The 20151-nt window shown below is 65.1% G+C and carries 16 protein-coding genes; 4 read left to right on the top strand and 12 right to left on the bottom strand.

The window, feature by feature from the left end; translation table 11 throughout:
* Positions 1–19: 19 nt before the first annotated feature.
* Complete coding sequence (locus AABA84_RS29145; protein ID WP_212251345.1) at positions 20–253, bottom strand: hypothetical protein; 234 nt, start codon at positions 251–253, stop codon at positions 20–22.
* 458 nt (positions 254–711) lie between these two features.
* Here AABA84_RS29145 and AABA84_RS29140 point away from each other — a divergent pair, with 458 nt between their 5' ends.
* Together AABA84_RS29140 and AABA84_RS29135 are read left to right on the top strand one after the other, a co-directional pair.
* The gene (locus AABA84_RS29140) at positions 712–1209 is read left to right on the top strand and encodes a hypothetical protein (RefSeq protein ID WP_212251343.1); all 498 of its coding nucleotides are present in this window, start codon (positions 712–714) and stop codon (positions 1207–1209) included.
* A 77-nt stretch (positions 1210–1286) separates the two neighbouring features.
* On the top strand, positions 1287–2120 hold the full coding sequence (locus tag AABA84_RS29135) for a hypothetical protein (RefSeq protein WP_212251341.1): 834 nt from the start codon (positions 1287–1289) through the stop codon (positions 2118–2120).
* A 28-nt stretch (positions 2121–2148) separates the two neighbouring features.
* Here the strand turns inward: AABA84_RS29135 and AABA84_RS29130 are convergent, their stop codons facing one another.
* The 4 genes from AABA84_RS29130 to AABA84_RS29115 all read right to left on the bottom strand — a co-directional run bounded on the left by AABA84_RS29130 (position 2149) and on the right by AABA84_RS29115 (position 8635).
* The gene (locus AABA84_RS29130; protein ID WP_212251339.1) at positions 2149–4515 is read right to left on the bottom strand and encodes an efflux RND transporter permease subunit; all 2367 of its coding nucleotides are present in this window, start codon (positions 4513–4515) and stop codon (positions 2149–2151) included.
* A 207-nt stretch (positions 4516–4722) separates the two neighbouring features.
* Positions 4723–5508, bottom strand: a complete 786-nt coding sequence (eutC, locus tag AABA84_RS29125; protein WP_212251337.1) for an ethanolamine ammonia-lyase subunit EutC — start codon at positions 5506–5508, stop codon at positions 4723–4725.
* Positions 5509–5514: 6 nt separating this feature from the next.
* A complete protein-coding gene (locus AABA84_RS29120; RefSeq protein ID WP_212251335.1) occupies positions 5515–7101 on the bottom strand; it encodes a B12-binding domain-containing radical SAM protein in 1587 nt (528 codons plus the stop codon).
* A 151-nt stretch (positions 7102–7252) separates the two neighbouring features.
* Positions 7253–8635, bottom strand: a complete 1383-nt coding sequence (locus tag AABA84_RS29115; protein ID WP_212251333.1) for an ethanolamine ammonia-lyase subunit EutB — start codon at positions 8633–8635, stop codon at positions 7253–7255.
* 222 nt (positions 8636–8857) lie between these two features.
* On the opposite strand from AABA84_RS29115, the gene AABA84_RS29110 reads away from it, so the two are divergent.
* Both AABA84_RS29110 and AABA84_RS29105 read left to right on the top strand, forming a co-directional pair.
* Positions 8858–10597 carry a methyl-accepting chemotaxis protein gene (locus AABA84_RS29110; RefSeq protein WP_212251331.1) on the top strand — a complete coding sequence of 580 codons (1740 nt, stop codon included), beginning with the start codon at positions 8858–8860 and terminating at the stop codon, positions 10595–10597.
* Positions 10598–10920: 323 nt separating this feature from the next.
* Complete coding sequence (locus tag AABA84_RS29105; protein ID WP_338313876.1) at positions 10921–12261, top strand: epoxide hydrolase family protein; 1341 nt, start codon at positions 10921–10923, stop codon at positions 12259–12261.
* A gap of 104 nt (positions 12262–12365) precedes the next feature.
* On the opposite strand, the gene AABA84_RS29100 is transcribed toward AABA84_RS29105, so the two are convergent.
* The 7 genes from AABA84_RS29100 to AABA84_RS29070 form a co-directional block, all read right to left on the bottom strand.
* Positions 12366–13328, bottom strand: a complete 963-nt coding sequence (locus AABA84_RS29100; protein ID WP_338313875.1) for an alpha/beta fold hydrolase — start codon at positions 13326–13328, stop codon at positions 12366–12368.
* A gap of 139 nt (positions 13329–13467) precedes the next feature.
* Positions 13468–14682 (bottom strand): acyl-CoA dehydrogenase family protein, encoded by a 1215-nt coding sequence (locus AABA84_RS29095; RefSeq protein ID WP_338313874.1) that lies wholly within the window; start codon positions 14680–14682, stop codon positions 13468–13470.
* 158 nt (positions 14683–14840) lie between these two features.
* Positions 14841–16052: an ABC transporter substrate-binding protein gene (locus tag AABA84_RS29090; protein ID WP_338313873.1), complete on the bottom strand. Its 1212-nt coding sequence runs from the start codon at positions 16050–16052 to the stop codon at positions 14841–14843.
* A gap of 112 nt (positions 16053–16164) precedes the next feature.
* Positions 16165–16740: an HdeD family acid-resistance protein gene (locus AABA84_RS29085; protein WP_212251320.1), complete on the bottom strand. Its 576-nt coding sequence runs from the start codon at positions 16738–16740 to the stop codon at positions 16165–16167.
* A gap of 126 nt (positions 16741–16866) precedes the next feature.
* Entirely contained in the window at positions 16867–18390 is a 1524-nt protein-coding gene (locus AABA84_RS29080; protein ID WP_338313872.1) for an FAD-dependent oxidoreductase, read from the bottom strand.
* Positions 18391–18417: 27 nt separating this feature from the next.
* Complete coding sequence (gene folE, locus AABA84_RS29075) at positions 18418–19044, bottom strand: GTP cyclohydrolase I FolE (RefSeq protein WP_212251316.1); 627 nt, start codon at positions 19042–19044, stop codon at positions 18418–18420.
* A 135-nt stretch (positions 19045–19179) separates the two neighbouring features.
* Positions 19180–20070 carry an alpha/beta fold hydrolase gene (locus tag AABA84_RS29070; protein WP_212251314.1) on the bottom strand — a complete coding sequence of 297 codons (891 nt, stop codon included), beginning with the start codon at positions 20068–20070 and terminating at the stop codon, positions 19180–19182.
* Positions 20071–20151 lie beyond the last annotated feature (81 nt).

Below are 20151 nucleotides of genomic sequence, written 5' to 3'. Positions count from 1 at the left end.
TGTGGGCCAGTGGCCGAGCTTACTGGTTGTGGGTCTTCAGAACCTGGTCGCAGGCCTGCGAGATCTTGGACCGGTTCTCCTTGAGGCAGGCCAGGATGGTGAAATCGCCCTGGTCGATGACCGGGCGGCAGAACTTCTGCACGTCGCGCGTGCAGGCCTTCTGCTCGGCGTCCGTGCCGCGCCCTGCCTGGGCAAAGGCCGCCGTCGAAAGGGATGCCGACAGCAGGGTGAGAGCGACGAGAAGCTTACGCATTGTATTCCTTCATTCTGACGGCAGAATCGCACCGGACCCGGACTGCACAGGGCGGACACCGGAACGGATTGTTCTGATGGCAAGTCGCCGCGACAGGTGCGGCCTCAGAGAAGGCACAAGCACTGGCAAATGCGGCCAAATTGGCGCCACGCCCACCAAATCAGGTCTTCCCCGCGCCTTCATTGGCAGATGTAAGAGATTGATACTACGTCATAATTCGGAAGCACTGCGTTTTACTGCATACCTGTTGCAGAGCTGCATCTGTCCGCCCCGCCTTTCCCGCCAGAAACATGCGGAAACAGGGCAAATCGACGGGTCCAGGCCTGGCGAGAGGCGTCGTGAACCGCCATCTCTGGCGGCCGGGTTTGAACCTGACACTGGCTCGGAGCACTAAACTTTCGATGTGGCGAGACGTTATCACGCGTAAGCGGGCGTCGTTCCAAAACGGGATATTTGAGATGAAATTCTTTGGGCGATCTGGACTGGCAATCAAGGCGGCCGGCATCGGGGCGGCGCTGCTCTTCTCGGTTTCGGCAAGCCACGCTCAGTCGTCCGGCCCGTTTGCCGGTTTCGACGGCGCGTGGACCGGCACCGGCACGGTGTCGCTGTCCGACGGCTCCACCGAGCGCATTCGCTGCAAGGCCGACTACAAGGTCGCCGGCAGCGGCCTCAATTTGAAGCAGGCTCTGCACTGCGCCTCCGACAGCTACAAGTTCGACCTCACCAGCGACGTGACGAGCCAGGGCGAGCGCATCTCCGGAAATTGGAGCGAGTCCAGCCGCAACATCTTCGGCAATCTCCAGGGCACCGCCGGCGGTGGCCAGATCGACGTGTTCGTCGAGGCCAACGGCTTTGCCGCAAATCTGTCGCTGCGCACCAACGGCACCAAGCAGACGGTGCAGATCAGCTCAAAGGGCGAGATCCGCGGCGTCAACATCACGATGACGAAGGGCTGAGGCCCGTCTCGCTTCGAAAGAAACACGCCCCCGGTTCTCGCGAGCCGGGGGCTTTTTGCTGACATGGACCTGCTGAGATGGATCCAATTCGCAGACATCTGCTCAAGGCCGTCGGGCTCCTCGCGGCCAGTCGCGCCTTCGCCAACGACCGGCAGGAAAAGAACATGCAGCCTTCATCGGTGAAGCCGCGTCACGTGCTCTGCTTTCTCGGCAAGGACGACAGCCTGCTGCATCCGCCGAAGGCCGTGGCCGAGACCATCGCCGATTTCGACTTCGAGATCGACCGCACCTATTCGCAGGCAAAACCCGATGCGAATATGGTGCGTTCGTTCGGCGTGTGCTGGGACCGTGTCTTCCCGAAAGCGTGGTCTGCGTCAGACGAAGCCGCCGTGGCCAACCACAAGGCGGTCCTCTACGTGCGGAGCCCGCCGATGCATCAGCAGAAGACGGCCGCTTATTCGGCCGCGGCCCTGCAGATCGTGGACGAGATGCTCGACGCCGGCGCCGTTGCGGCGAAAGGCGAGAGCGCCGGCGTCGCTCACGGCATCGCGCGGTGGCGAGGTCTCATGGATCAGGCGCGCAAGGGCGCCTTGACCAGCCGGGGCCTGAGCATGACCCCCGCCGTCACGAAGGCCTGCCGCCTTGCCTTCGCCAAGCGCCCGCTCGCCGGCAACAGCTACTACGAGACCGTCGGCTATCACCTCGTTGGCCTGCCGGAGGTCTACGTCGCGAGATCGCGCGGCAACGAATGGTCCGCGGTGATGGCGATGGAGGAGATCGCCAACGCCATGGCCGAGCGCGGCATCGAGGCGACGCTGCGCGAGCGCAAGCTCACGCTCTCGCACGAGCAGGACTACGCGGAGGACGACTTCAAGTTCAATCCGTACGGGATCGTCCGGATCGAGGCGTGAGGCAGGGCAGCCTTAGCTGCCTCGCCGCTCAGATTGCCGGCTTGTCGGTCCCCTGCAGCTTGGCGTGCAGGTTGATCAGCCACATCGCCGTCGGCCGCAGGATGAAGAGGTCGGCGACCAAGGCCATCACCATCGAGAAGGCGCTGAGCCAGCCGAACAGCCGCAGCGATGGCAGGTCGGAGAACACGGTGACGACGAGGCCGCAGGCCAGCACCACCGTGGTCAGGATCAGCGCCGGGCCGACCAGCACGGTCGCGCGCTCCACCGCGAGCGCCGAGCCGACGCCCGGCTTGCTCTCGAGCCGGAGGCGGTTGAGGAAGTGGATGGTGGCGCTGAGGCCGAGACCGAACGAGACCGTAAGCGCGACGACGCTGGCGAATTGCAGGCCCTCGCCCATCGCCCACAGCACCGTTCCCGACATCACCACCGGGAAGATGCCCGGCAGGATGCAGGCGAACATCACCACCCAGGAGCGGAAGGCGAGGCCGATGAAGATCGCGACCAGCGCGAATTCGACGGTGAGCCCGCGGTTCAGCTTCTCGATCATGCTGGCCGAGTTGCGCGCCGCGATCGCGGCAAGGCCCGTCACCGCGACCTCGTAGCCCGGATGCTTCTTGCGGACGGCGTCGAGCTCGGCATCGAGCTTGTCGACGATCGGCAGGAGCTGGCTGGAATCCTTGTCCGGCACGCGGCCGGCGACCACGACCGCGTCCTGCTCGGCGTCAATGAAGCGCCGCACCAGATGCTCGGGAATTACGCTGACATATTCCTTCAGCGTCGCGACGTCGGCGCTGCCGGCCTTTTCCGCAAGCCAGCGGCGCAGGGTCTCGACCGACCAGACATTGCCGACACCGGCCGCCTTCTCCACGGTCGCATGCACGTCCGCGATGGTCTGCAGCGTCTCCGGCGAATAGAGCGATTCACCCTTGGGGAACTGGATCAGCACATTGACCGGGTTGGCGCCGGTGAGCTTGGCGTCGAGCCGGTTGCTGGCAGCGACCGCCTGACGCTTGTCTGGCACCTGGTCGGCAAGCCGGTAGCGCGGCTCCAGATTGGCGTAGATGACGCCGAGGCCGCCGACGAACAGCACTGCGATCAGGCTGAACAGGCCGGGCCGGCCCACCATCCGCACCGCGATCCAATAGCAGAAATTGCGCAGCGCCTGGACGCCGGCATCCGCGCTCTGGAACTTGACCGCGAACGTCTTCTCGTTGCGCACGAGCAGCACGCCGAACACCGGCACCAGCGACAGCACCGCGACCAGCGCGATGATGGTGGCGGCGAGGCCTGCCTCGCCGAACTTGCGGATCAGGTCCGAGTTGGAGAACTGCAGCGCGATGAAGGAAATGCCGGCGGTGCCGTGCGTCAGCACGCAGGCCGGGCCCACCACCAGCACCGCGTTCTTGAACGCGGTGAACTTGTCCTGGCCCGCGATCAGCCGGTCGCGCGCGGCGAAGGTGAGCTGCATCGAGTCCGAGAAGCTGATGACCATGATGAGCGGCGTCATCACGTTCAGGAACATGTTGAGATTGAAATTGGCCCAGCCGAGCGCGCCGAGCGCCAACAGGATCGCGATCATCGGCGGAAACGCCGCGGCGACCATGAACGAGATCTTGCGGAAGAAGATGATGGCGATGATGCAGCCGGCGAGAATGCCGAGGATGTTGTAGGTCAGCCCGTCGCGTTCGACGGCATTGCGGATCTCGAGCTGCATGACCGGCACGCCCGAGAGCTGCACGTTGAGACCGGTGTCACTGAGATCCTCCTTCATCAGGGCGCGGATGTCGCCCACGGTCTTGGTCAGCTTGCTGGACGCCACCACCTCCGGATCGAGCGACAGCACGATCAGCGCCAGCGTGCCGTCTTCCGACAACAGCTTGCCGCGGATGATCTCGTTGTTTTTGACGGTCTCGATGAACTTGTCGTAGTCGGCGCCCTCGGGCAGTTCGGCCGGGAACAGCGCCGCCGGCAGCTTGCCCGGTGCCGGCGCCTGGCGCGCCGAGAACAGCGAGACCAGCCCGCGCGTGCCTTCGACCAGTTGCAGGTCGGTGACGAAGTCGCGCAGCTTCTCCAGATTGTTCCGGGCCAGCAGGTTCTTGCCCTCGACCACGACGAGGACGTCGAATTCCTCGGCCGGGAACTTCTTCGTGACCTCTTCATATTGATGGAATTCGCGACTGTCGGAGCGAAACAGCTGCGACAGCGAATCGTCGATCTTGATCCGGTGGATGCCGAACACGGCTCCGACGATCAGGACGAGCAGGACGATGCAGGAGACGATCGGCGCCCGGACGGCGATCAGCCCGATGCGCTCCAGCCCGAAGGCGATCGAGGACGCAGGTCCCTGCTCGACCTTGTCGACATGAACCTCATTCTCGCTGTGCTTTTCGAGCATGCCTTATCCAGTTCCTAAATCGGCTCGGGCTGAGAGCTTATTGCGCCCCGCGAACGGCTTGAAAACGCCATACCAATGGGAGGCTTGCCCTTTGAAAATGCGCGGAAAATCGCCGCGAGGGGTTTAGCAGGTGAACCGGTCTTTTCGCAAGCAGGCGAAGTGTGGCCGAATCGATCAAGAAGTGGCGATCTGGACCGGGGATGCCCGTCATTCGGGCAATGCCGTGCCAATTCGACGCGGCGCGCGGTCCGCGCTCTCGTCCTTCAGCGCCACGCCGCTGACCTGCCGGGCCAGCCCCTCGCGGACCAGCCAGGCGATCTTGAAGGCGGCCTCGTCGTAGCTCAACCCGGCGTGGTGGATGTTGGACACGCAATTTCGCTCGGCGTCAGTGCGGCCGGGCTTCGGCGCAAAGGTCAGATAAGCGCCGAGGCTATCGGGCGCCGACAGGCCCGGCCGCTCGCCGATCAGCATCAAGGCCATGCGCGCACCGAGAATGGCGCCGATCTCGTCGCCGAGCGCGACGCGCGCGCCTGACGCGACGACGACATGGCCGACCGCGACGTCGTCCCCTTCCGCGAGCAGCGGCAGCAGGCGCCTCACCAGGACCACCGCATGGGCGTGGACCGCCGCCGCGGACAGGCCGTCGCCGATCACGAGCGCAAGCCGGCACGGCGCCGAAGCCGCTCGCGCCAAGACCTCGGCCGAGCCGGGGTCGAGCCGTCGTCCCAGATCCGGCCGCCGCAGATATTCCCTGCGGTCGACCGCCTGGCTCCTCACCTCGGTGACGGCAAGCCCCAGCGCGCCGAGATCGGCGACCATACGCGCTGCATCGAAGGCGGCATGCACGGCATCGCGGGCGCGGGCATGATCGAGCGTGAAATCGAGCAGCGCCTTGGTCGGCACGCTAGCGCCGCTGCGCCCGAGCGCCACGCGCGCGGGCGTGAACGCCCGCAGATCGAGGGTCGGACGGCGCGGCAGGGCCGGATCAGACATGTCGCATCATTCGGCGGGAACGGCGGCCTCGCGCAGCCGGATCGAGTAATTCGAGGCGTTCTGCCTGCCGCTGGAGGCCGCGCGCGCAAAGGTGATGAGATGGTGCGCGATCAGGGTGCATCCGATCAGGCCTTCGAGATCGCCGCGCTTGAGGCGCCCCAGCGCGAACTTCCAGAACACGCGCTTGTAGTCACCGAGCACGCCGACCTTCCAGAAGATGTTGCGCAGCATGACGAGGCCACGCCTGATGTTGGCCCAGGTCTTCATCTCGTCCGGGGTCGGCACCTTGAGGCGGTGAACATAAACGTGGTCGCATTGATACTGGAAGCGCGCGTAGACCTTCTCGGGCGCATATGCGACCGCCATCGCGTGCTTCCAGGACGCGACGACCTCGTCATAGGGCAGCAGGAAGTCGACGTTGGAATCGCGGCCGTCGTCTTCGACCAGGCGCCCCTCGCGCTCCAGCCGGTCCCACAGCGGCGTCTTCGGCAGCGCTTGAAGCAGGTTGATCGTCAGCAGCGGAATCCGGGACTCCTCGACGAAGCCGAGCAGCGCCTCAGACGTATTCGGCTTGTCGGTGTCGAGTCCCATGATGATGCCGGAGACGACCTCCATGCCGTAGGAGTTGATGGTGCGCACGCCCTCCAGGATCGGGACCATCATGTTGTGGTCCTTCTGCATCGCCTTCAGCGCGTCGGGATCGGGCGTCTCGATTCCGCAGAAGATGGTGATGAAATAGGCCTCGCGCATCTTCTCGAGGATCTCGGGCCGCTTGGCGATGTTGAGCGTCGCCTCGCAGGCGAGCCGCACCACGTAGCCGGTCCGCTTCTGCCATTCGATCAGATGCGGCAGCAGATCCAGCGCCGCCTTGCGGTTGCCGATGAAATTGTCGTCGACGAAATAGACCGTGTCCGTCATGCCGCATTCGCGCAGGCGGTCGAGCTCGGCGATGATCTGCTCCGGCGCTTTGAGGCGTGGATTGCGGCCGTAGAGGCCGGGGATGTCGCAGAACTCGCACTGATAGGGACAGCCGCTGGAATACTGGATGCTGCCGAGCATGTATTTCTTCACGTCGGCAAGCTCGTAGGCCGGGATCGGAAACTCCGTCATCGGCACGCGGTCCTTGGTGGTGAGCACCACCTGTTCCTCAGGACGCGTGGTGTCGCGCGACAGGATCTCGATCAGCTGGTTGGTGGCATCGCCGAGCTCGCCGACATGGAGATAGTCGAAGGACGGATAATAGTCGGGACAGGCGCTGACGGAGGGACCGCCGAGCGCGACCGGCAGATCGAATTCATGAGCGCGGCGGCAGATGTCGTTCATCTGCTGGCGCTGGATGTGCATGCCGCTGACGAAGACCACCTCGGCCCACTCGAACTCCTCCCTGGTCGTGCGACGCAGGTTCTCGTCGACGAATTTGACCTGCCAATCCTGCGGCAGATAGGCCGAGATCAGCAGCAGCCCCTGCGGCGGCATGAAGGCACGGACACCATCGGTCAGGGGATAGGAATGCTCGAACGTCCCGAACGACGAGGTGTAGCGCGGAAACACACAGAGAATCCGCCGCGACGTTCCGTTACTTTCAGCTCGCATCAAAGCTCCCCCGCCACGCTCGATCTGGTTGCGGAAATAGCCAGCCAGACACATAGCGTAATGCCGTCGCCGGAATTTCTCAATATTGTGGCACAAGCATAATTCGGAGAGGGACCAATGGTTTCCTGAAGGCCTTAGGGAGCTTCCAGCCTCAGGCGATCAGCCGCGAGGCAAAATCGGGCAGCAGGCCTGCATCGCCGGCAAGACGGAAATCGGCGCCAGTAATCCCTGCCTGCACCAGCCAGTCGTCGAATTCCGGCGCGCGGCGCAGACCGAAGACGTCCCGGACATAGAGCGCGTCGTGAAAAGACGTCGACTGGTAGTTCAACATGACGTCGTCGGCGCCGGGGACACCCATGATGAAGGTGACGCCGGCGGCTGCGAGCAACGTCAGCAGATTGTCCATGTCGTCCTGGTCCGCCTCGGCGTGATTGGTGTAGCAGATGTCGATCCCGAGCGGCAGGCCGAGCAATTTGCCGCAGAAATGATCCTCCAGCCCGGCGCGGATGATTTCCTTGCCATCATAGAGATATTCCGGGCCGATGAAGCCGACCACGCTGTTGACCAGCAGCGGGCCAAAGGCGCGGGCGACCGCATAGGCGCGCGCCTCGCAGGTCTGCTGGTCGACGCCGTGGTGGGCGCCCGCCGACAGCGCCGAGCCCTGGCCGGTCTCGAAATACATCACGTTCTGCCCGACCGTGCCGCGCCCCTGCGACAACCCGGCCTGCTGCGCCTCCTTCAGAAGCGCAAGGTCGATGCCGAAACTGCGATTGGCGGCCTCGGTGCCGGCGACCGACTGGAAGACAAGGTCGACCGGCACGCCCTGCCCGATCAGCGCCAGCGTCGTCGTGACATGGGTCAGCACGCAAGCTTGCGTCGGGATCTTCAGCCGCGTGATGATCTCGTCGAGCAGTCGCAGCAATTGCGCGATGACGGCCGGATCGTCGCTCGCGGGATTGATGCCGATGCAGGCATCGCCGGCACCCAGCAGAATGCCGTCGAGGATCGAGGCGGTGATACCCCTGGCATCGTCGAAGGGATGGTTGGGCTGCAGCCGCGTGCTCATCCGCCCCTTCAGGCCGATGGTGTTGCGGAAGGCGGTGGTGACCTCGCATTTCCGCGCCGCCAGGATCAGATCCTGATTGCGCATCAGCTTCGACACCGCCGCTGCCATCTCCGGGGTGATGCCGCCCGCCAGCTTGCGCAGGACCTCCGGCGTCGCCGCATCCGACAGCAGCCAGTCGCGGAAGCCGCCGACCGTCAGGGATGCCACTGGCGCGAAGGCCTTGGCGTCATGGCTGTCGATGACGAGGCGGGTGACCTCGTCGGCCTCGTAGGGAATCACGGCTTCCTGCAGGAATTGGCCGAGCGGAACGTCGGCGAGCGCCATCCGCGCCGCGATCATCTGCTCGGCAGTGTCGGCGGCGACCCCGGCCAGCCGGTCGCCGGAGCGCGGCGGCGTCGCCCTGGCAAGGAGGTCGCGCAGGTCCGGGAAGGTGTGGGTCGTGGCGTCGATGATGTGGCGGTAGACCAAGGGTCTCTCCGGGGTGCGTCGGCCGGTGGCCGACCTAAGACTATCCTGAAACTCTACCTTCGGATCAAGACGCTGAAATATCTTATCTTTCCTACGACCAAGGACGAAGGGAGCCAGTGGCCGCGTTAACGCCGCATCCATCTTCGTTCTGCATAGTTTTGCATCAAATTCAAACGACCCCGCTCCCCGGCCGCTTCAGGCCAATCCGGGCCCCTGAACACCATGACATCAGACCGATCTGGGAATGCCGCCAAGCTGGCCGGCCGTTTCACGCTTGCCACCAAGCTCTATGCGATCTTCGCGCTGTTCGCGCTGCTGACGGCGGCGATCGCGATGCTGTCCGACTACAACAGCCGCCGCGGCGCCGACCTGACCAGCGCGATCGAGACGGCGAACGCCGCCGCGCTGAACGTCGAGCGCGTCAACTCGCTGGTCTATGCGGTCGTGATGGAATCGCGCGGCGTCTACATGTCGACAGAGCCCGCCGTGGTGAAGAAATACGGCGAGGGCCTGCTCAAGTTCAACGCCCAGATCCTCGACGTCGTGAAGCGCTGGGAGACCATCGTCAAAGCCGACGATGCCGAGCAGTTCGCCACCTTCAAGAAGCGCATCGAGCAGTTCGTCGAGTTCCGCAAGGAGCTGGTGCGCCGCGGCGTCGAGATCAATGCGGCCGCGGGCCGCGAATGGGGCGACAACGACGCCAACCGCACCGTGCGCTCGGCGCTGAACAAGGATCTCGAGGCGCTGTCAAAGGTCTATGCCGAGCGCGCCAAGCAGATCGCGCGTGAGACGGAAACCAATCGCACCCTGTCCTTCGTGCTGACCTGCCTCGGCGGCGTGGCGCTGGCCTTGGTCGTGATCGGCATCGTCATCATCGCCCGCTCAGTCGCCCGGCCGCTCGCAGCGATCACCGCGACCATCAAGCAGGTCGCCGACGGGACCGAGAATGTGGTGGTGCCGCACTCCGGCCGCGCCGACGAGATCGGCGCGCTGGCGCGCGCGATCCAGGTCTTCCAGGAGGCCATGGGCCGCAACCGCAACCTCGCCTCGCAGGTCTCGCAGGACTCTGCCGCGCGCGAGGAGCGCGCGCGTCACATCGAGCAATCCGTCGAGGAATTTCGCGGGGCGATCGGCGCGATCATGCGCGGCCTGAGCAACAACGCCTCCACCATGCGCGAGACCGCGCAGACCATCACCCGCGTCACCGCGGATGCCTCTAGCCGCGCCGGCACGGCGGCGAACGCCACCGAGCAGGCCTCGCACAACGTCACGGCGGTGGCGGGCGCCGCCGAGGAGCTGTCGGCCTCGGTGGTGGAGATCGGCCGCCAGGTGCGGCAGAGCGCCGGCGCGGTCGAGCAGACCGGCCAGCGCACCGAGAAGTCGATCTCCGAGATCGAGAGCCTTGCCGCGGCGACGCAGCGCATCGACGGCGTGCTCAACCTGATCCAGGCGATCGCCGAGCAGACCAACCTGCTGGCGCTGAACGCCACCATCGAAGCCGCCCGCGCCGGCGACGCCGGCCGCGGCTTTGCCGTAGTCGCCCATGAAGTGAAGGCGCTCGCGGGCCAGACCGCCAAGGCGACCGCGGAGATCAGCGAGAACGTCTCGATGATCCAGGCCTCGACCCGCAACGCGGTCGATGCGGTGCGCGAGATCGGCGGCGCGGTGCGCGAGATCAACGAGGTCACCTCCGCGATCGCCGGCGCCATCGGCCAGCAGGACGCCGCCACGCGCGAGATCTCGTCCAACGCGCAAAGCGCGGCGCAGGGCAACGAGACGCTGGTCGCCAACATCACCTCGCTGCGCGACGCCATCGGCGAGACCGACACGGCGGCAGCCTCGGTGCTGACGGCGGCGGGCAGCCTGACCGAGACCGCGGACACGCTGTCGCGCGAGGTGGAGACGTTCTTCCAGAACCTGCGCGCAGGCGCGGCGGACCGCCGCATCGCCAGGGCGGGATGATCAAGGCGGGATGACGGCGCGTCCGCCGCTACAAAGTCGGCGGCGAGCCTCCTCCAAACAAAAAAGTGCGAAACAACCCCATGCACAGTAGACGGGTTCAGCATTATCAATGGCTTGGCGGCCGGGTGACGGCTGCTGATTTTTCGAAGTCCGTCCTAAGCGGAAATGGACAGCAATGCTGAGCTTGCGCCGCTTCGCCATGTTCGCGGCGACTCACAGCATCTAACAACGCCTAACGAGCTATCGGCCGGCCTCCACGCCATGTTGGAGAGCCAGTGTCCTGCCCCGCAGGCGCCGATCGCCTGAGGCCAGGAGGCACTCCGATGCCCATGCCATCCAATTCGTCATCCAGTTCGGAAATCATCATCGACAGAGATCGGCGCACGCTTCTCGGCACCGCTGCGATTGGAGTTGCGGCGGCGATTTCCGCGAGCGTGTTTCCCGCGCACTGGGCGCTGGCGGCCGACGAGAGCGTCATTCGCCCGTTCCGTATCGACATTCCCGAGCAGGATCTCGTCGAGCTTCGCCGTCGTGTGCTGGCGACACGCTGGCCCGATCGCGAGACCGTTTCCGATCAGTCCCAGGGCATCCCGCTGGCGAAGCTGCAGTCGCTCGTGCAGTATTGGGGCACGGGCTACGACTGGCGCAAGATCGAAGCGAAGATGAACGCGCTTCCGCAATTCGTCACAACGATCGACGGGATCGACATTCATTTCATCCATGTCCGCTCCAGACATCCCAATGCGCTCCCTGTCGTGATCACCCACGGCTGGCCGGGATCGGTGTTCGAGCAGCTCAAGGTGATCGATCCGCTCACGGATCCAACGGCCCATGGCGGACGGCCTGAAGACGCGTTCGACGTGGTGATCCCCTCGATGCCCGGCTACGGATTCTCGGGCAAGCCGCGCGACACCGGCTGGGGTCCTGAGCGCACGGCGCGCATCTGGGCAGACCTCATGAAGCGGCTGGGTTACACCCATTACGTCGCCCAGGGCGGCGACTGGGGTTCGCCCGTCTCCAGCGCGATGGCGCGGCTGGCGCCGGCAGGCTTGCTCGGCATTCACATCAACTTGCCGGCGATCGTCCCGCCCGAGATCGCCGCGATCCTCGCCGCCGGCGGGCCCGCCCCGGCGGGACTGTCCGAGAAGGAACGCACGGCGTTTGAAGCATTCAGCGCGGCGGCCAAAATGGGCAACCGGTCATATGCGGTGATGATGGGAACGAGGCCGCAGACGGTCGGCTACGGCTTGACGGATTCTCCCGCGGGACTGGCGGCCTGGATGCTCGGTCATCCAGGCTTCTCGCACTGGAATTACGATGGCACCGACCCTGAGAAGTCCCGCGACGAGGTGCTGGACGACATCACGCTCTACAGGGTGACGAACAGCGCGATTTCATCGGCGCGGCTTTACTGGGAATACAGCGGGCGCAGTCCCGCTCTCGCCGCCCCCGAGAAGACTGCGGAGATCTCGCTCCCGGTGGCCATCACCGTCTTTCCCGGCGAGAGCTATCAAGCCCCGGAGACGTGGGCCCGGCGCGCCTATCGCAACCTCACCTACTTCCACGAGGTCGACAAAGGCGGTCATTTTGCGGCCTGGGAGCAGCCCGAGCTTTTTTCCGCGGAGCTGCGCGCCGCATTCAAACCGCTTCGGCGCGCGAGCTGACGCACTCCTGCGCTTTGGCGCGCATGATGCAGCGGACGACGGGCGTCCGCTGCATCGTCGCAGTTCGGCTGGACAGGCCGCCGATAGAAGCCAATCAGTTCGCGTCATTTCCCGTCGAGGAAAGCCCGCACCTTGCTCACGGTCTGCGCCGGCTGCTCTTCCATGATCCAATGTCCGGAGCCGGTGACGATGCCGCCGTCAACCTTGGTGCCGACTTCGCGCATGATCGCCACTTGCTGATCGCCAAACGACTTTTCAGCGCCAAGGGCCAGGATCGGCATGTTCAACCTGGTCGCGGCAAAAACCCTGTTGTCCGTGGCGTCCTTCCCAAACGCTGCAAACTGCTCGAAGGCGTAGTGCATGTTGCCTGGCCGGGCGTAGAGTTTCGCATAATGGTTGCGCGTCGCTTCGTCGATTGCCTTCGGGTCGGCCGACAGCTCATTGTAGAACCGGTCGAGATAGATGCGCTCGCGGCCCTTGACCAGGCGGTCGACGTCAGGGCCGCGGAAGTTGAAATGCCACAGCATGGGGCTTTTCAGGATTTCGTCCCAGGGCCCGATGCCGGGCAGCGGCGCGTCGATGACGACCCATTTGGTGATGCGGTCGGGATATTGCGCCGCGAGCGCATAGCCCACCATGTTGCCGATGTCGTGCGTCACCAGATCGGCTTTCTGGACGTTGAGCTTGTCCATGACCATGGCGATGTCGACGCCCTGGTTTTTCTTGTCGTAGCCGCCTGGGGCTTGAGACGACAGCCCCATGCCGCGCAGGTCCGGAACGATCACGGTGTGGTCCTTGTAAAGCGCCTTGGCGAGCGGCGCCCACATATCGCCTGTATCGGCGAAGCCGTGCAGGAGCACGACCGCCGGTCCCTTCCCGCCGACGCGGACATGCAGGGTGACGCCGTTGACCGAGATGCGCTGGATTTTGAAATCCGCGGGAAAGGGCTCCACTGCTGCAAGCGCGGATCGGCCGCTGCAGATGATCAGGATCGTCAGGATCGAGGCGAAGATTGCCGCGATGGATCGCGCGCCGGACGTCCGGCGGCTCGGGGCGAAACTGCACATTGTTGACCTGCTCGCTCTTGTGCCGAGCGCAACAACGTCGGCAATGCACGCATTGAAGTGATCCCGTCATCCAAGCATACCATGCTACCTATGACCAGATACTTCCGCGCATTGGGCCAGTCCCGGAGAAGCTGTCTGCCTATCCCATCACCCCGCCGCGCTTGATCAGCTCCTTGCCGACAGCGGCCAGATGCACCTGGTCCGGCCCGTCGCCGATGCGGATGAAGCGGGCGTAGACGTAAGCACGCGCCAGGAATGTGTCCTGCGAGACGCCGGCGGCGCCGTGGATCTGGATGGCGCGGTCGATGACACGGGCGGCCATGCCGGGCACCACGATCTTGGCCGCCGCGATCAGGTCGCGCGCGGCCTTGTTGCCTTCGCGGTCCATCTTGTCGGCGGCTTGCAGCGTCAGGAGCCGCGCCTGCGCGATCTCGCAGAATGAGTTCGCGATATCCTCGCGCACCGAGCCTTGTTCTGCGAGCGGCCTGCCGAAGGCGACGCGGGAGACGGCGCGCTGGCACATCAATTCGAGCGCGCGCTGGGCGCAGCCGATCAGCTGCATGCAATGGTGGATGCGGCCGGGCCCTAACCGCCCCTGCGCGATCTCGAAGCCGCGGCCTTCGCCGAGCAGCATGTTCTCGGCGGGCACGCGGACATTGTCGTAGACGATCTCGGGGTGGCCGCTAGGGGCGTCGTCATAGCCGTAGGTGAGCATGTCGCGGACGATGCGGACGCCCGGCGTGTTCCTGGGCACCAGGATCATGGATTGCTGGCGGTGGCGATCGGGATCGTCGGGCGCGGTCTTGCCCATCACGATCAGGATCTCGCAATCCTCGTTCATCGCGCCTGACGTGAACCATTTGCGGCCGTTGATGACGTAGTCGTCCCCGTCGCGCGTGATCGCGCACTGGATATTGGTGGCATCGCTGGAGGCGACCTGCGGCTCGGTCATCGAGAAGCCGGAGCGGATGCGCCCCTCCAGCAGCGGCTTCAGCCAGCGCTCCTGCTGCGCCCTGGTGCCGTAGTTTGCGAGCACCTCCATGTTGCCGACATCGGGCGCCGAGCAGTTGAAGACCTCGGGCGCCCAAAGGATGCGGCCCATGATCTCCTTCACGGGCGCATATTCGAGATTGGTGAGACCGGGGCCGTGCTTGCCGGAGAGAAACAGATTCCATAGCCCCTGCTCCCGCGCCAGCCGCTTCAGGTCCTGGAGCACTTGCGGCGTCTTGTAGCGCGCGGCCTCCGGCTTGACCTGCTCGTAATAGAGGTCCTCGACCGGCTCGACATGTGTCCGCATGAACTGGCGGACGCGGTCCTGGAGTTCCAGCGAACGGGCGGAGTGTTGAAAGTCCATTTTAATCCTCCCGCTCGCCGACACTCGCGTCAGTCTCGTAGGGTGGGCAAAGCGAAGCGTGCCCACGTCCTGTTTCCGTATTGAGCAGGTCGTGGGCGCGGCGCAAGTGCGCCTTTGCCCACCCTACGATTCCGCGTTCGCGGAGAGAGCCCTGCGCCTCACGTTCCGCGCAAGAGCTCACTCGCCACGATCCAGTCGTTGCCGTCGAACTGCAGCATGTAGCCGTCCTTGATCGGGCGGAAATCCTGCGGCGTGGTATTCAGGGTGATGCCGGGCATCAGCAGCGACAGCGGCACGTTCTTCAGGTTCGCCGCCTGCGCCATGATGTTCTCGCGCGTCAGATTGTCCTTGCACTGCTTCAGCAGCACCACCAATGCCTCGGCGACGGTGTAGCCATAGAGGCCGGCGACGTTGTTGACGTCGGCATTGGGCAGGCGCTTCTTCATGAAGTCGATATAGGCCGTCATCGCCGGATCGTCCTTCGGCGTCTCGACGAACGGCTTGAGCGCGCCAAGCGAGAGCACGCCCTTGCCGGCATCGAGGCCCGCGGGGACCATCACGGTCGCCTTGTTGGCGCAGCCGCTCGCGAGGAAGCGCGTCGGCTGCCAGCCGACCTCATGGGCTTTCCGGATCGCCTGCGCACAGGCGCGCGGCGTTACCGAATAGATCATGAAGACGTCGGCCTTGGTGTTCGCCAGCGTCAGCACCTGGGAATCGACGGTGGGGTCGGCGACCTCGAAGCTCGAGGCCATCGCGATCGCCTTGTCGGCATCCGCACCAAGTGCTTCCTTGACACCGCGAAGATATTCCTTGCCGGCGTCGTCGTTCTGATAGAGCACGGCGAAGCGCGCGTTCGGGTTCTTGGCGCGCGCATAGGCGACGTCGATCGCGGCCTCGCTGGTGTAGTTCGGCGCCCAGGGCAGCGCCATCGACCACGGCATGTTGGCGGGATCGTTCCATTTCGAGGCCGAGCTGATCAGGAACAGCTGCGGCACCTTGTTGCTGTTGAGATATTTTGCGATCGCCGAGCTCGGCGCCGTGCCCATGGTCGCGAAGATGAAGGCGACGCCGTCGCCCTCGACGAGGCGCCGCGCCGCCTCCATGGTCTTGGGCGGCGAGAACGCATCGTCCAGCGAGATCAGGTTGAGCTTGCGGCCGCCAACCCCGCCCTTCTCGTTGACCTCGTCGAAATAGGCCGCGATGACCCTGCCCGTGATGCTGAGCGGCGAGGCCGGCCCGCTATAGGGCATGGTGTTGCCGATCTTGATCTCGGTGTCGCTGACGCCGGGACCGTAGGTTTTTTGCGCGGAGACTGGCGTGGACAGGCAGGCGGCAGCGAGCGCTGCGGCCAGGGCCAAGGCGGCTTTCATGGTTTCTCCCCGGTGATCTCCGCGCGAGGCGGCCGCGCGGCGTGCTGCTTTTTGTCAGCGTGCCAGATCAGCGGAGTTCCGCAAGATGGTCTTGCGTCGAGTTGCTGATGGCTCAGCCGCGCCGCTTCAAGCTGAAGCCCAGGCTGATCCAGCCCGCTCCCGCCATGATCAGGTCGAGGCCGAGGAACAGGCCGAGGATATAGACGCTGTTCACCGGCCAGCGCGCGACGATCAGGAGGCCGAGCAGCAGCGTGATGGCGCCCGACAGCGCCACCCACACCCACGGGCTTTCACGCTTCATGTTGAAGGCGAGAAACAGCCGGACGGCGCCCGAGGCGATCAGCGAGGCGCCGAGAAACAGCGTCAGCAGAACGGCCGCGAATAGCGGATTCTCGAAGGTGAGAAATCCCGCGACGACGTAGAGCACGCCGAGCAAGGCCCAGACCAGGAACTTGCCCCAGCTCTTCATCTGGAATGCGCCGATAATTTCGGCGGCGCCGGCGACGATCATCATCGCACCGACCACGATCACGCTCGCCACCGTCGCCATCACCACGCTGCCGAGCGCGACGAAGCCGGCGATGAGATAGACGAAGCCGAGCGCGACGATCCAGCCCCATTTGGCATGCAGGGCGGCAATGCCGGAGCCGAGGCTCGCATGGTGAGACGTATCCGAAGCACTTGTCATGGCGGTCACTCCTGCATGCGCAGCCCGGAACGCGGCCGAAACCAGCACGCGCCGCTCCAGGACGATAGCCAGCAGAGCAGCGGCAGCCATGCGCGACATTGACGCAAATCAAGGGAATACGGCGCTTCAGGTGCGGGACCGCTCCATCTCGAGCTCGGCCTTGAGGTTGTCGAGATCGCGGTAGATCGAAGCAACCGCGAGCACGCGGCCGTCCTTGCGGTACTTCAACAGGCAGTCCTTGCCGCCGATGCTGCCGTCGATCGCGATCTCGTCAAAGCTCTCGGCGTGGCCGACATAGTTGATCGGCACGTCGTAGTGTTGCGACCAGAAGAACGGCACGGCGTCGAAGCGCTCGCGCTTGCCGAGCATGTTGCGCGCCGCGGTCTGGCCCTGGCGTTCGGCAACGACCCAATGTTCGACGCGGATGCTCTGCCGGGAATGCGGATCGGGCCAGCGCGCGATGTCGCCGGCCGCGAAAATGCCGGCGACACTGGTTTCGAGATATTCGCTCACGCTGACACCGCGATCCGCCGCAAGCCCGGCGTGCTCGGCCAGCGCAAGGCGCGGCCTGACGCCGATGCCGACCACGACGAGGTCGGCTTCGATGACAGCTCCGCTCTTCAGCGTGGCGCGGTTGCCGTCGAGCTTTTCGACGGTGTCCTTGAGGTGAAAGATCACGCCGTTCTCTTCATGCAGCGACCGGACGAAGTCGCCCATCTCGGAGCCGAGCACCTTCTGCATCGGCCGCTCGTCCGGCGCGACCACGTGCACCTCGATCTTGCGCGCCCGCAAGGACGCCGCGACTTCGAGGCCGATGAAGCTGGCGCCGATCACCAAAGCGCGCCTGGCACTCCCCGCGGCCTCGATGATGGCGCGGCTGTCGGCGACCGAGCGCAAGGTGTGGACATGCGGCTGGTCGGCGCCCGGGATCTGCAGCTTGACCGGCTCGGCACCGGTCGCGAGCAGCAGCCGGTCGAACGGGAGTTTGTCGCCATTGCCGAGCGTGACATTGCGCGCCTTCGCATCGACGGCGGAGACGTCAGTGTTGAGCCTGAGATCGATGCCCGCATCCTGATAATAGTCCTCGCCCCGCAGCGGCAGCCAATCCTCCGGTGCGTTGCCCGCGAGATAATCCTTGGAGAGGTTGGGCCGGTCGACCGGCATCGCGCCGTCATCGCTGAGCATGGTGATGGCGCCGGCAAAGCCCTCGCGCCGGAGCGTCTCGGCGGCCGCGAAGCCGGCTGCGCCGCCGCCGACGATCACGAATTTCTCCGGCGTCGGCGCGCTGCGATGAGCGGTCGACGGCTTGGGCGCCTCGCGCTTGCGCCGAACGATGATGTTGTCCCGATCGCGCGCGACCTCCCACACCGCCAGCGCGTTCAGCGCCGGCGGGCGGGTGGCTTCGCCCGTGCGCAAGGAGAAGCAGGCATGATGCCAGGGACAGCGGATGGTGTCGCCCACCACCAGGCCCTCGGCGAGCGGCCCGTGGTAATGGCTGCAGGCCGGCTCGATCGCAAAGATCTCGCTGCCGGCCTGCACCAGCAGGACGTCCTCCTCGCCGACATGACCGAGCAGTTTGCCATCCCTAAACGCGGTCAGCGACACGCCTTTGCTCAGGTCGGGTCCGCTCGGCTTGTTGTTCTCGGTCATGGCGCCGTCTCCTTGAGCAGCCGCGGGTCAATCGTCCGAATTGGCGAGCCCCAACAGTTCCTGGCGCGTCAGCGCATTGTCGCGGAACACGCCCAGCATGCGGCTGGTGACGAGATCGGTCCCGGGCTTGTGCGCGCCGCGCGTGGTCATGCAGTGATGCGTCGCCTTGATGATGACGCCGACGCCTTCAGGCTTGAGCACGTCGTTGATGGTATTGGCGATCTGTGCGGTCATCTTCTCCTGGATCTGGAGGCGCTTCGCGTAGATGTCCACCACGCGCGCAAGCTTGCTGATGCCGACGACACGGCCCTGCGGGATATAGGCGACCCAGGCGCGGCCGACGATCGGCGCTATGTGGTGCTCGCAATGGCTCTCGAAGCGAACGCCGCGCAGCACGATCATCTCGTCATAGCCTTCGATCTCCTCGAAGGTCTTTTGCAGGATTTCCGTCGGATCCTGCGCATAGCCGGAAAAATACTCTTCGAAGGCACGTGCGACCCGGTCCGGCGTTTCACGCAGACCGTCGCGCGCGGGATCGTCACCGGCCCAGCGGATCATGGTCCGGATCGCCTGCTCGACCTCCGACCTGTCGGGCCGTTCGGCCGGCGCCTGCGCCACCGCGACACGTTCCAGCTTGCGCACTTGTGACTTCATCGAGATCCTCCCCTGCAACGAGCCGCATACAGAAGCGACCCTCAGCTTGGACGGCTGCAATCGCAAAAGGTTCCCAGGATCAGGAAAAATCGGAGGGACGGCTGACAAGCCAGCTGGCCGGACGAGAAACGGCCTTTATGAGGCCGCTTTCCGGACCTCGACCACCGCCTGCGCCCATTCGGCCGGCCGCTCCTGCGGCAGATTATGACCGGCATCGGTGAAGACGCGCCGCTCGAATGGGCCCTCGAACTTGCGCGCGTGATGTGCGGTGCCAGGATTGACGCCGTCGCTGTCGCCGTCGATCGCGATGGCCGGGACGCGGATCGGCGGTTGGCCCGCGAGCTTCGCCTCGATCGTGGCATAGGCGGGGTCGCCCGCGACCAGCGCGTAGCGGTGGCGGTAGGAGTGGATCACGACGTCGACGAAATCAGGATTGTCGAACGACACCGCGCTCCGTTCGAACGTCGTGTCGTCGAACGCCCATTTCGGCGACCACATCGCCCAGAGCTGGCGGGCAAAGCCGCGCCGGTTGCGCTCCAGCGCGCGGCGGCCGCGCTCGTTGTGGAAGAGATATTGATACCAGAGCGCAGCCTCTTCCGGCGGCGAGGCCGGCTCCATGGCGCGGGCGATGTCCTGGATGTTGTAGGAATTGCCGGAGACGAGGGCGATCACGCGCTCCGGATGGAGCGCTGAGACCACGCAGGCCGCGCGCCCGCCCCAGTCATAGCCGCCGACAACGGCACGCTCGATGCCGAGCGCGTCCATGAAGGCCAGAAGATCGGCCCCGAGCGCCGCCTGCTCGCCGGAGCGCGGCGTGTCCGGGAAACGAAAACGCGTCGGCCCATAGCCGCGCAGCCAGGGCACCAGCACCCGCGCGCCGGCTTCGGCAATGATCGGCGCGGTCTCGGCATAGGCGTTCACGTCATAGGGAAAGCCGTGGCCCATGATGCAGGGCCAGCCGTCGGGCGCGCCGTATTCGCGATAGGCGATGTCGAGGACGTCCGTGGCGATGGTTTTTTGTTGCATGATTTGCCTGCGGATCTGGTCGCTGTCGTAGCCCGTATGGAGCCAAGCGGAATACGGGATTTACGGATGCGGCGCTCCCGC

This window comes from Bradyrhizobium sp. TM239, assembly GCF_036247985.1.
Classification (GTDB): domain Bacteria; phylum Pseudomonadota; class Alphaproteobacteria; order Rhizobiales; family Xanthobacteraceae; genus Bradyrhizobium; species Bradyrhizobium ottawaense.
Note: the sequence above shows the minus strand (reverse complement) of the source record. Positions and strands in the feature narration are given on the sequence as shown.